The organism is Paenibacillus sp. sgz302164 (genome assembly GCF_056120505.1).
On the sequence record NZ_JBVYOL010000005.1, the window covers coordinates 207,603 to 223,612 of the forward strand.

A 16,010-nucleotide genomic window follows, 5' to 3' on the forward strand; every position below is an offset into this window, starting at 1 on the left:
ATCTATCACTCCTTCGGTCGAATGCTGCCGGCATAGCCATCAGACAAATGAGCAGCTAATAGTTGGATAGTCGGATACTGTTGAAAAACGTTCATATCGGCCATGATGCCGATTTCGTTCATTTTAGCTTCCATATGGACTGCAACGATGGAATGGCCGCCAAGCTCATAAAAATCGTCCGTTACAGAAATTTGCTCCAGGCTGAACACTTCTTTCCAAATGCCGGTTAGCAGACGCTCCAGCTCTTCGCGGCTCCCCGCATGGATCGCCGCATGGGTTGCCGCCTCTTTGCTCTGTGCGGGGCGGGCTGAATCGGAATAGCTCTCCGGTATGTCCATCCAGCACGAAAACGCGCGGAACGGGTACGTCGGAAACGGCGTCCGCCGCCTCGTTTCCCCTTCATAGAAGCGGCTCCACGGTATCGCGGAGCCGCTGGCAAAGGCGGCGGCGAGCTGCCGGAGCACTTGCAGCGCCGTTCGGCCCGAGCGCGTCCATTCCTCGGTCAACGCGCGGACATGAGACGGAGGGACGGGCTCCCTCCAGCCGTTTGCGCCGTCGCCGTACGCATAGTCGGCCGCGCCGGTTTCCAGCGGCTTCGCGCCGTCGGCAATGCCGTCCATGATCCGGATCATCTCCGCCCTGCCGCCCGCGGCGAGCGCGAAGCGGTACTCGTAAGCGTCTCTCCCCGCATTGGCCGCAAAGCAAAGATCGGCAAGCGGTATGTCCGGCCGGGAAACGAGCCAATTCCGGACTTGCCGGATATAGTCCGTCAGCGCCTGCCGCTCGCGCGCGGATAACACCATAAGCGCCGGTGCGTCCGAGGCCGTCTCCGCAGCCGAATCCGGCGCGGCCGGCGCCTCTTCCAGCACCACGTGGCAGTTCGTTCCGCTAAAGCCGAACGAGCTGACGCCGCAGCGCCGCGGCGATCCGTCCGCCTCCCAGTCGCGCAGCCGGTCATTGACGAACAGCGGCGAATCTTCGAACCGGATGTTGCGGTTCGGACGCGTGAAATATAACGACGGCGGGAGTTTTTTATTCGTCAGGCACAAGGCGGCCTTCACCAGGCTGACGATGCCCGACGCGCCGTCCAGGTGGCCGATGCTGCTTTTGACCGAGCCGATCCCGCAAAACTGCTTGCGGCTCGTATACCTGCGAAACGCCCGCGTAATGCCGTCGATTTCGATCGGATCGCCCAGCTTTGTTCCGGTGCCGTGCGCCTCGATATACGAAATCGTTTCCGGCTTGACGCCCGCCCGCTCCCAGGCGTCGACGAGCAGCTTCTCCTGCGCGAGCGCGTTCGGCGCGGTCAGCCCGATCGAGCTGCCGTCATGATTGAGCGCGCTGCCTTTAATGACCGCATAGACATGGTCGCGGTCCCGCACCGCCTGCGCTAAAGGCTTGAGCAGCACGGCGGCCGCCCCCTCGCCCCATAACGTGCCGTCCGCCCGGTCGTCGAACGTCCGGGTTTCGTCCCCACTCGTTTCGATGCCGATTCTGAAGTCTTTGTCGACAGGCAAAATGTTCAATTTGATGCCCCCGGCCAGCGCCTGATCGCACTCTCCGTTAAGCAGGCTTTGGCAAGCGGTATGCACGGCGACCAGCGACGAAGAGCAGGTCGTGTCGATCGCCATGCTCGGACCTTGCAAATCTAGGAGGTGATTCAAACGGCTGGCGATAATCGGCGCGATGTTGCCTGGCAGCGCAACCCCCATTTTGTCGGGATGAAGCCTGGACAATATCGTGCCATACGTCGGCCAGGCGTTGTAGCCGATGAACACGCCGGTCCGGCTGCCTGCCAGCTTTTTGCCGCCGTAGCCCGCATCTTCCAGCGCCGCCCAAGCCGTTTGCAAAAAAATGCGCTGGTTCGGATCGAGCAAATTCGCTTCGCCGGGCGACAATCGAAAGAACGGATAATCGAAATCGTCGATGGAGCTCAAATAACCGGCTTGCGCGTAGCGGACAGCGCCGCCGGTCAGACGGTCGGCCTGCGCTTTGCGGCCTGCGGGAAGCTCGCGAATGCAGCTCGTCCCCTCCGTCAAATGGCGCCAAAAAACGTCGTAATGATCCGCCATCGGCAGGCGGACGGACATGCCGATCACGGCGATCGCATCCTCCTTCCTCCGGGCGGGCCGGTCCGCATCCCGCGCGCGCAGCCGCTTGACGAGTTGGACGCCGACCTGCTTGTCGATTTTCCCGGCGGCAATTTGCTCCAGCACATATTCGAGCGGACTATCCATTTCCTTCACCTGTCCCTTCGTCCGTCAAGTAGGACATCGCCTTCGATACGGTCACTTTCCCGCTGGTCAAACGGTCGATCAGCTCCTCGATATGTTCTTCGCCGTCGTCGCCATCTCCGCTGTTCACGCCTCCTGCGTTCTCCTGCAAACGCGCATTCCCGGTAGGACGACGGTTCTCGTCGATCAGGCGGGCAAGCTTGGCAATCGTCGGAAAAGCGAACAGGTCGGACAATTGCACGGTACCCGGAAAATGCCCTTCCACCAGCGACAGCACTTTCATAATCATGATGGAGTTGCCGCCGATATCGAAAAATTGATCCTCGACATGGAAGCTGGAATAACCGAGCACCTCCTGCCAAATTTGCGCGATCTGCCGCTCGGTAGGCGTATAGCCCGCATCATGGCCGTGCAAAACAATTTGCGGCTTATCGTCCGTCGCAGCAAAAGAATCGCTCGCCGCGCTTTCCCGGCTTTCCTCGCGCCGGTCGTAATAATCGGCAATCCCGATCCTGCCGGTGATGAGAAGAGCGAACCGCTGGCCGCCTCTCGCCGGATTGCCGATGATAGCGCGGCTGAGGCCGGAGCGGAGAAAGCGCTCGAAAGCTTCCATCCCTTCGGCGCTCGAAACCGAATCGAGCACGCCGCCGGACAGATCGGAGCCGGAAAGCACGGCCATTCCCGTTTCGTTCCATGCCGGCCAATTGATGCATTTCGTCCCTCCGAGACGAAGATTCCGCTCCTCGCAAAACGCGTCCAGAAACGCGTTGGACATGCTGTATTCGATCTCGCCGGGCAATCCGACCAAAGCCGAAATGCTGGAGCTGCAGATAAAAAAGTCAAGCGGGTCCTCCTGCGTCAGTTCGTCCAAATGCATCGTCCCGAAAAGCTTCGCCGCAAGCGCTGCGCGAATGACACCCCGCTGTTTATCGAACAGCGCGCCCTGCTGCGGGGTGACGCCCGCGCAGTGAATGACGCCGCGGATCGGACCGAAGCCGCTGCGGATATCCGCAAGCGCCGCTTGCAGTTCGTCGCGCGAGCCGGCATCCGCATAATGGACCGAGACCGTGGAGCCGGCGCCCCGGATATCATCCAGCGTCTGCGCGTCGGGCGCCGATAGCCGGCTGATGACGGCGATATGAAGCGGCTTTTGATCAGCCAAAAATTGGGCGATCTCCTGGCCGATGCCGCCTCCGCCTCCGGTAATGACGTAGGTGCCCCCGGCCCGCAGCGGCAGCTCGCCGGACGGAGCGTCTTTGGCGATACGGCACACCCGGACGTATCGCTCTCCTCCGCGCAGCGCGACAATTTGCGGAGAATCCGCCTCCGCCGCGGCTGCGAGTTCGCCGGCTAAGGCGTCGGGCGAAGTGAGCGCGTCCGTATCGACGATCCGAATACGCAAATTCGGCGACTCCAGCGGAAGCGTCGTCCCGAGCGTATGAAGCAGCCGGTTGCCCGGAAGCAAACCGCCCTCCCGCCCGCTGATCGCATAGCTGTGCGCAGTCACAACGACGAGCTCGGGGCCCAGCCCGCGGTGCCCGGCGAGAGCTTTGCACAAGCCGATCAAATGAAACAAGCCTTCATTGACGCTCGCTTCCAGCCGGTTTGCCGCAGGTCGAGGATCAGGCGGCTCCAGCCCATGAACAAAGACGATTTGATCGAGCTCTCCCGGATCAACCGCAGCGAACAAGGCGCCGTAATCGGGCGCAAGCGCGGGCGCGGCAAAATCGAGCCGGAACACACTTGCGCTTTCCCTGCCGAACTCCGATCCGGGCAGCACTTCCACTAACGAGTCCGCTCCCGCCCGGATCGCGTCTGTCAGCTTTGCGGCCGCCGCGCCGCCGTCGTGAACGGCCAGACAGCGCTTGCGGACCGGCGGACGCGCCTGCGCATCCGATGGCGCTTGTTCCCATCCGGGCTCCCAGAACGGAAGCGGAGCGGCAAGCGGGCCATCGATCCAGCACCGCAGCGGCTCGAACGGATAGAGCGGCAAGCGGACGCGCTCGTGCGCGTCTTCCGCGTACAGCTCCCGCCAATCCGCTTCTTCTCCACGCGCGTACGCGGCGCACAACCGGCGCATGACGCCTGCGTCCTCCGGCAGATCCGCGCCTCTAGCGAGGCCCGCGCCGGGAACGATCGTCTGAAAATCGCTCTCCTGCAGCGCGTTCAGCGCATCGGCGATTTCCCGCCGGCTTCGGCCGGCGACCACGAGCCGGCAGGTAAAATGGCTTCTCGCGGCATTCGCCGTAAAGCAGATGTCGCCAAGCTTTTCCGGCCGCGGTTGAGACAGCCAGGACGCCATTTGCCCGGCCCGCTGCCGCAGGACGGCAGGGGACTTGGCCGAGAGCGCGAGCGCATGCGTCTGCAGCGCTGGGGCCGAAAGCGGGCTTGGGACACTTTCCGGCGCTTCCTCCAGCACGATATGGCAGTTCGTGCCGCTAAAGCCGAACGAGCTGACGCCGCACCTGCGCGGCGTGCCGTCTGACGTCCACTCTCTGAGAATGTCGTTGACATACACAGGCGATTCCTGAAAGGCGATGCTCCGGTTCGGCCGCGTAAAATGCAGCGTCGGCGGAAGCCTCCGAAGGTAGAGCGCGTAAACGGCGCGCACGAATCCGGCCAGGCCCGCGGCGCCGATCAGATGGCCGATATTGGGCTTGACCGAGCCGATGGCGCAAAATTGTTTTCTGCCCGTAAACCGGGCAAACGCCTTGCCAATCGCCTCGATTTCGATCGGATCGCCCAGCTTAGTGCCGGTTCCGTGCGCTTCCAGATAGGCGATCGTTTCGGGATCGACTCCCGCGTCCCGCCAAGCCTCGACCAGCACTTCCTCCTGCGCGAGCACGTTCGGAGCGGTCAAGCCGATGGAATGGCCGTCCTGATTGACGGCGCTCCCTTTGATGACCGCGTATACCGGATCGCGATCCTCCAGCGCCTGGCGCAGCGGCTTGAGGACAACCGCGCATACGCCTTCTCCGGTCACGGTGCCGTCGGCTTTATCGTCGAACGTTCTTGTTAGGCCCAACGACGATTCGATGCCGACCTTCCCGGTCAAATCGACAGGCAAAATATCGAGCCGGACGCCTCCCGCCAGCGCCATTTCGCATTCGCCGCGCAAAATCGAGCGCACAGCGGCATGAACGGCGACGAGCGACGAGGAGCAGGACGTGTTCACGATCATGCCGGGACCTTTTAAATCAAAATGGTACGAGACCCGGCCAGGGATCATCGACACCAGGTTGCCGACATGGGCTTCCTTGTAGGCCGCCGGAGCGACCTCCAACACCCGGCTTGTATAACTGTACGCTTCGTGATCGTAGCCGACGAACACGCCGGTCCGGCTGCCCTTCAGGCGCTTGTCGTCGTAACCCGCGTCTTCGAAGGCGTGCCACGCCGTCTGCAGGAACAGGCGCTGATGCGGGTCCATCAGCTCCGCCTCGCGCGGGGACAGGCCGAAAAAGCGGTAATCGAAACGGTCGATGAAGCGGAGATAGCCCTGTTTGATGAACTGCCATTCGCTTTTGTCCATTTGCTTGAATCTCGCATACCTCTCGGCTTCCATCCTGCGGGAATACGGGAGATTGCCGGTCGCTCCGACGCCGCCCGCAAGCTGCTCCCAGAACGTTCTTGCATCGCCCGCCCGCGGAAAATCGAGACCGATTCCGATGACCGCAATTTCATTGCCGGTCTCCGTCCGGGCTTCCGATTCAGGCTTAAGCTTCATGAGATCGATCAATTTTTTGGCCATGTCCGACTCTCCTCCTCCTTTTAAAGTTGTTCCGCCAAAATGTGCAGCAGCTTCCGGAAGCGGTCCGAGAGCGCCTTCGCGGCTTCGCTTGCTTCTGCGGACCTTGCATCTGCGGACGCCTTGTACAGCGCTTGCACACCTTCCGCTTTCGACATGCACAGCGCTGCGGCGAATTCGCCCTTCACGGCGGCCTCCTCCCTGGCGAACATCAGCGCGCCCGAGTCCGGGCCCGCTTGCGAAACGACGCGGACGGAGTCCGTTATATACCGGGCGGTCAGCGCCTCCACCCCCTGCTCCACGCTCTCGATATCCGCCAGCGAAATACGGTGGGCGGTCTTGATGCCCGCTTCGTCCGTCGCGACGAGCTTTACGCTTTGCTCACCGTTCAAGTCCGCGATCATAAAAACGAACGCGACCAGATAGATGCCGTAAGCGTTTACCCCGCAGCGCCGGGCCAACACGTCAAGGGAGCGGCGGGTATCGGCGGGAAGCAGCACCGACACGGTCTTGTATTCATCGGGGTTTAAGCGCCGCGCCAGCTCTCCGGCCAACGTCTCCACCGTCGGATACGCGAATAAATCGGCGATGCTCACTTTGTTCGGATACATATTCTCGATTTTACCGTGAACGCTCATGAGCGAGATCGAGTCGCCGCCGATGTCGAAAAAGTACTGCTTGATGCCGAAGCGATCCATACCCAGCACCTCTGTCCAGATGCGGAATATTTGCTTCTCCAGCTCCGTCGACGGCTCGACGGGCGCTTTGTCCGCGAGCAGGGCAAGCTCCGGCTCCGGGAGCAGCTTGCGGTCGACCTTTCCGTTCGCGGATAGCGGAATGCTATCAAGAAACGTACAGCGGGCCGGAATCATATAGCCGGGCAAATGGGCGCTAAGGTGCTCGTACAGCGATTCCCGGTCCGCTTCCGGCAGAGCCCCGCCGCGAACGATGTAGGCCGCCAGGTACGTCTGGCCTGCTGCGTCCTTTTTGTCGATGACGACCGCATCTTTGACGCCTGGATGCTTCAGCAGGAGGTTTTCGATCTCGCCGAGCTCCACCCGATAACCGCGAATTTTGACCTGATGGTCGCGCCGGCCGAGAAATTCGATATAGCCCTCTCTCCGCATCGCGCCGAAATCGCCCGTGCGGTACAGCGGGCCGAACTCGTGATGAACAATGAACGATTGCTTCGTCTTGTCCTCGTCATGCAAATACCCGGAAGCGAGGCCCACTCCCCCGATGTAAAGCTCTCCCGTAGTGCCGACCGGACATATCCTTCGCTCCTCATCCAGCACATACCAGCGCTGATTGCCGAGCGGAACGCCGTAAGGAATCGATTTCCATTCGCCGGGCACGTCCGCAACCGGGTAGTAAATTGACCAGATCGCCGCCTCCGTCGCGCCGCCCAAGCTGTACAGCGATGCAGTAGGAAATATTCCCCTGACCGATCCGGCAAGCGGCAAAGGTATCCAGTCTCCGCTAAGCATGATGACTCTCAGCTGCGAAAGCGGGCTCCTGTCCGAAGACAGATGATCCAGCATCGCATTCAGCAAAGCCGGAACCGAATTCCAGACGGTGGCGCCGGCCTGAGCGGCGGTGCGCAGCAGGGCGGGCATATCCCGCTGGTTGTCGATGACGATGACGGCCGCTCCGGCCGCCAGCGCCCCGAACCAGTCGTATACCGACAAATCGAAGCAAAAAGAGGAGATGGCCGGTATGCGGTCGTTTTCTCCGATAGCGAACCGTTCGTTAATATCCAGTATCGTATTGGCCGCTGCCCGGTGCGTAATCACGACGCCTTTCGGCGTCCCCGTGCTGCCGGACGTGTAAATGACGTAGGCCGTATCGTCAGGGCGGCTTTCCGCGGCAAAAAGGGGCTGTCCGGGAAGCTCCGGCTCCAGATCCAACTCCCGCACCTTGCCGATAACCGCCGCGGCGTCGATCAGGCTGCGGCACCCGCTGTGGCCGACGATATAATTCCGCCGCTCCTCCGGATATTCCGGCTCCACGGGCACATACGCGGCCCCAACCATCAGCGCTCCCAGGATGAGCGCAATCGTGCTGCTGTCGCGGCGTCCCAACACGCCGACAAAGTCGCCGCGCGATATGCCGCACGAGCGCAAATATATGGCAAACTGCCGCGCAAGTTTGCTCAGCTGCCCGTAAGTCAGCTCCTGTTCGCCGGAGATGACGGCAATCTTGTCCGGCTGCCGTGCGGCCCGCTGCGCGAACAAGCCGTCCAGCGTGACGGCCTGCGGCAGCGGCCTCGCCGTTTCGTTAAAGCGGGCGTACAGCTCGGCTTCCGCCTGCGGGAGCCGGATGCCGCCGGCTGCTCCTTCATTTGCGGCAAGCCGCTCCACCCGGTGCATGAACGTTTCGAACATGCCGGACATCATGTCCTCATCGAACAATTCCGCTGCATAGTCCCAGCTCAACTCGACAACGCCGCCGCGCTCGGTCAGCTGAAAGTCCAAATACACCTGAGAGGTTTGGCTTACTCTCATTTTCACGTCTCCGGGAACGTCGCCGCCCGAGCCTCCGGCATGAAAATCCTGGGACAGAAGGCTCGTGAACACGAACGGCATCATCGCCGCTTTCGGTTTTTGGCGGATTTTGGCCAGCTCCCGAATCATCTCGGTACCGTCGAAGTGGCGGTGTTCAAGCGCTTCCAGAATGGTGCGGTGAACATGCTTCACCTTGTCCCAGAACGCGAGGCCGGTGCCCAGATCCAAACCGAGAAGCATGAGTGACGTAAAATCTCCGACCATGTTCGGGATATCAGGGTGGAACGGATAACGGTTGAATACGGTCAGGTTGATAGCCAGTCTGGGCTGATTGGACCAATAGGACAGCACATCGGCGTATATCGCGCAAAAGACGGCGGACGGCGTCACGCTGTGCCGGGCGGACATGTTTTTGAAACGCTGCCACTCCGCCGCCCCCAGCATCGCGCCGAGCCGCCGGAACGTCGGTTTCGCTACGGTCCCCGGTTCCCGGACGAGCGGCACGGAAGGCGGCTCCGGGAAGCTGTCCAGCTTGCCCAGCCAGTATGTTTTGCTTGCTGCATACGTATCGGAGCGCCGAAACGCTTCGTAGGCTTGCATATAATCGCGGAATGTGAACGCCAGCGGCGGAAGCTCGATGTGCGGATGCAAATACGCCTGCATGATGTCATTCTCGATGATTTGCATGCTGAGGCCGTCCGCGATCAGCACGTCGAAGCCGATGCACAAATAGTGCGCGTCATCGCGGATGCGGAACGCCTTGATTTCGAACAGCGGCCAGCGTTCGGGCCGGAATACGTCGTGCGACATTCTGCGGCGCTCCATTCCGATGCGTTCCTGCTGCCGCGCGTCGTCCAGCGCCCGGATATCCTCCGTCTCAATCCGGTAGTCCGGGACGCGGTCCAGCACTTTTTGCTTGCCGCTCGGCAAAATGACGCAGCGCAGCATGGGATGACGCCGCACGGCCTTGTTCAGGCTGTCGTTCAATTTTGCCGGATCGAGCGTCGTTTCCAGCTCCGAGTAGGCATGGGTCGAAACGCCGCCCATCTCGAAATAGTCGCTGCGGCCCATGTAGTAAGCGCGCTGCACTTCCGTCATCTCAAACGGCTCGGCGAGCTTGTCCGGATCGGGCAGCGCCGCCGGATACACCGGAGCCGTCCGGCTGTCCCCAAAGTTCTGTTCGTCGAGCCATGACGCCATCCGCTCAATCGTCAGCAGCTCCATGAACACCGTCGGCTTCATCTCCGCGCCGAACTGCCTGTCAATGCCCGCAATCAGCTTCATCATGGAGATCGAGTCGCCGCCAAGCTCGTAAAAGTTGTCAGCGACACCGAGCGTCCGGTAACCGAGCACGCGGCTCCACACCGCGGCCGCACCTCGTTCGGCGGCAGAATAGGCGCCGTCAGGCCGGCCTTTCAGCTCGACATCAGGCAGGCCGCCCTGCTGTAACTGTGCGACCTCCTCCCGCCACTCGTCGGCCGCCATAGGAATCCGTTCGCGCAGCAGCTCATCCCGCGTCTCGTCCGCAAACTTGAACGCTAGCGTATCGAGCATGCGGACGATGTCGGCATCGCGATTGAACTGGCCCGCGATCAGCCTCGGCAAGCCCGCGGCCAACGCCTGTGCGAAATAGTGGCCTGCATGCTCGCCCGACATCACCTTGAAAAGTGTGTACTGCCCGTACAGGCGCGCATATTCGGGTTTTCCGGCTCCGAGCACACTTGTAAAAAACGTCTCCTCCCACGTCGACCAGTTGACGGCGACCGTCCGCTTGCCCCGCGCGTTCCGCTCGTCCGTGAACGCGTCCAGAAAGGCGTTCGCGGCCACATAGCCGCCGACGTTGTTTCCGCCCGTCAGCGTCATCACCGAGGAGCAAAGAACAAAAAAATCAAGCGGGTCCCGGTCCGTCAGCTTGTCCAGCAGGCGGGTTCCGGCTACTTTCGGCGACAAATCCTCACACAGCGTCTCCATCGTCAGGGGCGATTGCACCTCGTCGTAGCTGCGCACGATGCCCGCCGCATGAATGACGCCCCGGATCGGGCCGAACCGCTCGCGGATGTCCGCCAGCGCAGCGCTTAGCGAGCGCTCGTCGGCAATGTCCGCCTGCATGCAGACGACCTCCGATCCTCCGGCTTCGATCTGCTCCATAAGCCGCATCCGCTTGTAGAGCGTTTCATGTTTGCGGTCCATTTCGTACTCATACCGCACCCGCTCCCACGAAGCCTTCGCCGGAAACGGCGACCGGTTCAGCAAAACGATGCGCACGGAGCAGCTTGCGGCAAGCTCCTTGGCAAGCTGCAAACCGACGATGCCGACGCCTCCGGTAATGACATACGTGGCTCCGGAACGGATCGGAACCGCATCAGCCGCCGGCTGCCCCGCCGAGTCCAGCAAGGCGATCCGCTCGACATAACGGCGGCCGCCGCGCAGCGCGCTCACATAGTCGTCCGACGGCTTGTCCAGCTCGTCGAACAGCAGGTGTGCGGCGGAGCTGCCGTCCCAGTCGATGCAGCGGCATGTTGACCCGGGAAGCTCGTAGGAGACGACTTTCCCATAGCCGAAAAAGGCGGCAAATTCCGGACGGACGACCGCTTGCCGGGCCGCTTGCTCGGCCGACACCCCGTAAGCCTGCGGGGCGACGAGCGTCATTCGGAGCGGGCTTTTCCAACCGCCGCCGCGCAGCGCCGAGACGAGCAGGAACAAGCTGAACAAACCGTCAGCGAGCTTATCTCCGCTGCCACGCGGCCCCTCCGCAAGATCGTCCAACGCGGCAAAATGGACGACGCCTGCGACGCCGAGCGGACGAAACCGGTCAACTAGGCGTTCGTAATCGCCAAGCGTCCGCCCGACGGTAAAGCGTCGCTCACCGGTTTGCGCGAACGCATGTCCAAGTGTCACCTCGACCCATTTGCTGCGGTGCGCGTTGTGCCGCTCGGCATACTGTTCGGCAATGCCGCCGGAATCCATAAACACGACCAAGGCTCCGTTCGGCGCGGTGGCGGGCTGATCGTTGTCGGCCTGCCGCCATTCCGGAACGAACAGCTGCGCTTCTGAAGAAAAAAACGAACGATACAGCTGATTACCGCTCATCTCCAGCCAGCAGCGATTGCGCAAAAACGGATAAACCGGCAGCCGCGTCCTGACGCGCCGCTCTCCTTTATAAAGCTTGCGCCACTGCACGTCCGCTCCCGCCGTATACAAAGCGGCAATTTGCCGCAGCTCCGCTTCCGATGGCGGCAGGGCGTCCGCAAGCAGGCCCGCCTCGGCTGTCGCCCTCTCGGCGTCCCGCTCCGAGGCGGTGACGACGCCCGCATAAATGCCCTGCCCGGGGAGCGCGGCATCGCCATCGCCGTCCAGCAGCAGATCGGCGGCGATCCGCAGCCGCTCCGCAAGCAGGTCCGAACCGTCGGCGATCACAGCCAGCCGGTATTTGTAATGGCCCCGCCCCGTACATGCGCCATGGCACACATCGTCAAAAGCCGCCGCAGGCTCCTCGCGCAGCCATTCGATGTACTGCTCCGCCAGCTTCACCAGCGAGTGCCGCGATTTGGCCGACACCGCAAAAATGCGCGGCGCGGACGATTCCCGCGACGCAGGAAGAGCCGGCGCTTCAGGCGCTTCCTCCAGCACGACGTGGCAGTTCGTGCCGCTGATGCCGAACGCGCTGACGCCGCAGCGGCGCGGCTCGCTCCCTCTTGGCCACCTGTTCAGCCTGGCGTTCATATGGAACGGCGAACGGTGAAGGCGGATTTTCCGGTTCGGCCTGTTAAAGTACAAGCTGGCCGGCAGTTCCTCGTGCTTCAGGGACAGCACGGCTTTGATCAGCCCGGCCAAGCCCGCCGCGCTGTCCAGGTGGCCGAGATTCGATTTGACCGAACCGATGGCGCAAAACTGCTTCTTGTCCGTATATTTGACGAACGCCTTCATCAGCCCTTCCATTTCGATCGGATCGCCCAGCTTCGTCCCCGTCCCGTGCATTTCGATGTAGGAAATCGTCTCGGGGTGCACGCCTGCCGCTTTCCAGGCCTTTTCGATAACGGCGGCCTGCGCATCGGGATTCGGCGCCGTAATGCCGTTCGAGCGGCCGTCCTGATTGATCGCCGAGCCTTTGATGACCGCATAGACGGCATCTCCGTCCTTGAGCGCCTGCGGCAGCGGCTTGATGACGACCGCCGCCACGCCTTCGCTGAGCGTCGAACCGTCGGCCTTGTCGTCAAAGGTGCGCGTGCGGCTGTCCGCCGATTCGATGCCGAGCTTATGCTGGCGGCGCACCGGCACAAGGTTCAGCCGAATGCCGCCGACAATCGCCGCGCTGCAGTCGCCGGCCCGAACCGCTTTGCATGCCTCGTGAAGCGCGACCAGAGAAGAGGAGCAGGCCGTATCGATCATCATGCTCGGGCCGTGCAAATCCATCGCATAGGCGACGCGGCTGGCCATCATGGAAATGATATTGCCCGCGGCCGCGAGCGCCGCCGAATCGGGCTCCAGCTCGCCGATCAGCCGTTTGTAATCGTACAGCTCGCTGGCCGAATAGCCCAAAAACACGCCGGTATCCGTCCCGGACAGCCGTCCGTCGCCATAACCCGCGTCTTCCGCAGCCTGCCACGCGCATTGCAGGAAAAGCCTGTGCGCAGGGTCCATCAGGCTCGCTTCCTTCGGCGACAGCCCGAAAAACTCGTAATCGAACGTATCGATTTCATCCAGATAGCCGAGCTCGTCAAACTGTGCGTCAAGCGCGTCCTGACGGAGACACCGCTGCAAATAAACTTCCGCGTCGCGCTTCCTGCGGCCGGGAACCCCGGTCACGCAGTCCAGCCCGACCCGGAGGTTGCTCCAAAATTGCCGCACATTGCCGGCTTGCGGAAAGTTCAGCGCCATGCCGACAATCGCCATTTCCTTGGCTGTAACTTCCTCCACTTCGGTCTCGATTTCAACTTGATCCAGCAGTTCGAACAAGCTTTGGCTCAACATCGATTTCCTCCTGAAAGACGGATGCTGTTCCCGTATCGCGCAGCAGCTTCCCGTAATAGTCTTTGCGTTCCTCCGGCGGAACGCGCTTGGTGTCCATAATCAGCATGAGCAGCCGGAGCGCCTCTCTCATCTGCGGAACGGTCGGCGGCAGCCCCGCCGCATCCGCCTCGTCAGCCAGCCGTTCCAACTGCTCGTAAGGCTGAGCCGCGCCCAGCTCATACTCCCGGCTGTCCGGGTTCAAATTTTTGACGCTGACCGCGATGCCCAAACACAGCTCGATAAAATGGTACTGCGAACCTGTCGCGGGCAAGCCTGAATGTGCCGGCGCAAGCCAAGGGAGCTGTTCAGCATCCCCGGCCACGCTGTACGATACGGCGGCAAACGGCTTCCCATTCTCTTTGACCAGCATGCTCAGCACCGATTTGGGCCCCATTTCGATAGCCGCATCCACCCGCCGGCTTTCCGCATAATCAAGTATTTTCCGCCATTGCACGGGACGGACAAGCTGCCCGCCGAGACTGGCGGCAAGCTCGCCGGCATCGCGGTACGGAGCCGCCGTGACGCCCGACAAGACGGGAAAGCGAAGCGGCTGGACGGCGCAGGCCGCCACCGCCTCGGCGAGCCGCTGCGCCGCTTCGTTCATTAACGGCGTATGAAACGGCGCGCTGTTATACAGCGGCGTCGTGACGATATGCGGCTGCCACAAGGCGGCTTCCAGCCTTGCCAGCGCCTGATGCGTGCCGGCCACCACCGTCTGCCGCGGGGAGTTGAAGCACGCGGGGGCGACGATATCATCGCCCGCCGAGCATTCACCGCACAGCCGGATCAGCTCTTCTTCGTCCGCGTCCTGCACGACCATCATGCAGCCGATATCCCGCTCGGCCAATTCCAACGTCAGCCTGCCTCTGAGCTCCACGATCCGCAGCGCATCCGCAAAGCCGAGCGCGCCCGAGCATGCCAAAGCGCTGTATTCTCCCAGGCTGTGACCGGCTGCAAAGTCCGGTAAAATTCCAATTTCTTCCATATACACCGAAAAAGCCGCCTTGCACACCGTCAGCAGCGCAATCTGCATCAGATCGACGCGGGACAGATCGCGGAACGTGCCGGAAAAGCACAGCTTTTTAATATCCATGCCGAGCGTGTCTTCAGCTTCTTCAAAGCAGAGGCGCGCCGCCGCCGATGTGTCATACAGCGTCTGCCCCATTCCCGTATGCTGCGAGCCCTGGCCCGGGAAAAACATCGCAAGCCTGGTCATTGCCGCACCCCCGCTTCTTCCACCTGCACATAAGACGGCAGCGGCGGCACAGCGTCCGAAGCGTATTCAAGCAGCAGAAGGCCGCTGTCTCCGCCCGCTTCTTTAAATCCGGCGAACTTGAATGTCATGTACATCATCCGGTTTCTGTCCGTAGGTTTGAACTCCGCCAGCAGCTTTACGCCCCGTTCCCTGGCCATGCGCACGATGAGCTGCAGCAGCACGCCGCCTACTCCTCTGGACATCACTCTGCATGACATCAGCAGCAGCTTGAGCGTCCAGCTGTCCGCGCCGCGCTCTACGAGCGCCAGCCCGATTTTGCCGTACGTTCCGTATGTATCCGTCAATTCGGCGACCAGCAGCAGATGTGTATGCGAATGAATGAACGAGGCAAGCTCTTCGTAAGAAAACGTAATGCCGGTGGAATTGAGCTGATGCGTCCGGACGGTCAATTCCTCCGCCCGCTGCAAATCTTCCTCAGCCGCCGGATGGACCGACAGACGCATGCCGAGCGACGCCAAAAACTCTTCCTGCGGCCCTGCGAACGCCATTTCGGCCGTTTTGCGCCGCTCGTCCGCCTTCATCATCAGCCTGCGGTTTCTGGAATCCTCCGTGATGAATTTCGGCATCATCCTCGGCATGTCCAGCAGGGAAACGATGTCTCCGGCGTCGATGCACAGCACTTCCGGCAGCACGGAAGCCACCTCGTCGCGCTCGAACGGCTGGTCATCCACAAACGCGATGGCATCCGTCCCGATATTCAATTCGCGGGCGATCGTTTGAATCGACGACGATTTGGCGTTCCAATGAATTTGCGGATATAGAAAAAAGTGGTCGATAGCGAAGCTGCGGAGCGTCTCAAGCGCGTGTTCGCCGTCGTTTTTGCTGGCTACGGACAGTAATATGCCGCGCCGGTCCAGCTCCTCGAATACGGCAACGATGCCCGGCCGCAAACGCACGGTCTCATCCTCAAGCAGCACGCCCGTCCATACCGTTTCATCCAAATCCCAAACTACGCATTTTACCGGTTTTTCCATAAGTCTACCCCGTCTTTCGCCCAGGGGCCGTTTTTCGTTCGACGAATCGGCAAATAGCCTGAACCGACTGAAAGTTTTGAATCTCCAAATCTTCGTTCTCTACCGACAATTCGAACGTCTTCTCCAAAAAGTTGACCAATTGCATAGCGAACAAGGAGTTCACCAGACCGAGCTCGAACAAATGATCGTCATCCCGATACTGCTTGCGAATGTATTTGCCGAGAAACGCCTTGACTTTGCTCTGGATTTCGTCCACGATAATCGCCC

6 protein-coding genes are annotated in these 16,010 nt (G+C 61.4%); all 6 read right to left on the minus strand.

Going from position 1 to position 16,010, the window contains the following annotated elements; translation table 11 throughout:
* Positions 1-5: 5 nt before the first annotated feature.
* Genes AC0LWT_RS10630 through AC0LWT_RS10655 form a run of 6 tightly spaced genes read right to left on the minus strand, consistent with a single transcriptional unit; the run spans position 6 to position 15,999 of the window.
* Positions 6-2,237 (minus strand): type I polyketide synthase, encoded by a 2,232-nt coding sequence (locus tag AC0LWT_RS10630; protein ID WP_474681212.1) that lies wholly within the window; start codon positions 2,235-2,237, stop codon positions 6-8.
* Positions 2,230-5,982 carry an SDR family NAD(P)-dependent oxidoreductase gene (locus AC0LWT_RS10635; RefSeq protein WP_474681213.1) on the minus strand — a complete coding sequence of 1,251 codons (3,753 nt, stop codon included), beginning with the start codon at positions 5,980-5,982 and terminating at the stop codon, positions 2,230-2,232. Before AC0LWT_RS10635 ends, AC0LWT_RS10630 begins: the two co-directional genes overlap by 8 nt.
* Positions 5,983-6,002: 20 nt before the next feature.
* Positions 6,003-13,454 (minus strand): amino acid adenylation domain-containing protein, encoded by a 7,452-nt coding sequence (locus AC0LWT_RS10640; RefSeq protein ID WP_474681214.1) that lies wholly within the window; start codon positions 13,452-13,454, stop codon positions 6,003-6,005.
* Positions 13,414-14,709 (minus strand): ACP S-malonyltransferase, encoded by a 1,296-nt coding sequence (locus tag AC0LWT_RS10645; RefSeq protein WP_474681215.1) that lies wholly within the window; start codon positions 14,707-14,709, stop codon positions 13,414-13,416. Before AC0LWT_RS10645 ends, AC0LWT_RS10640 begins: the two co-directional genes overlap by 41 nt.
* The gene (locus AC0LWT_RS10650; protein ID WP_474681216.1) at positions 14,706-15,743 is read right to left on the minus strand and encodes an HAD-IIIC family phosphatase; all 1,038 of its coding nucleotides are present in this window, start codon (positions 15,741-15,743) and stop codon (positions 14,706-14,708) included. Before AC0LWT_RS10650 ends, AC0LWT_RS10645 begins: the two co-directional genes overlap by 4 nt.
* Before the next feature lie 4 nt (positions 15,744-15,747).
* Positions 15,748-15,999, minus strand: a complete 252-nt coding sequence (locus tag AC0LWT_RS10655) for an acyl carrier protein (RefSeq protein WP_474681217.1) — start codon at positions 15,997-15,999, stop codon at positions 15,748-15,750.
* Positions 16,000-16,010: the final 11 nt, after the last annotated feature.

Coding starts and splice junctions, on each gene's coding strand:
- AC0LWT_RS10640 (WP_474681214.1), bottom strand. CDS start 13,454: ATGTTGAGCCAAAGCTTGTTCGAACTGCTGGATCAAGTTGAAATCGAG.
- AC0LWT_RS10635 (WP_474681213.1), bottom strand. CDS start 5,982: ATGGCCAAAAAATTGATCGATCTCATGAAGCTTAAGCCTGAATCGGAA.
- AC0LWT_RS10650 (WP_474681216.1), bottom strand. CDS start 15,743: ATGGAAAAACCGGTAAAATGCGTAGTTTGGGATTTGGATGAAACGGTA.
- AC0LWT_RS10645 (WP_474681215.1), bottom strand. CDS start 14,709: ATGACCAGGCTTGCGATGTTTTTCCCGGGCCAGGGCTCGCAGCATACG.
- AC0LWT_RS10630 (WP_474681212.1), bottom strand. CDS start 2,237: ATGGATAGTCCGCTCGAATATGTGCTGGAGCAAATTGCCGCCGGGAAA.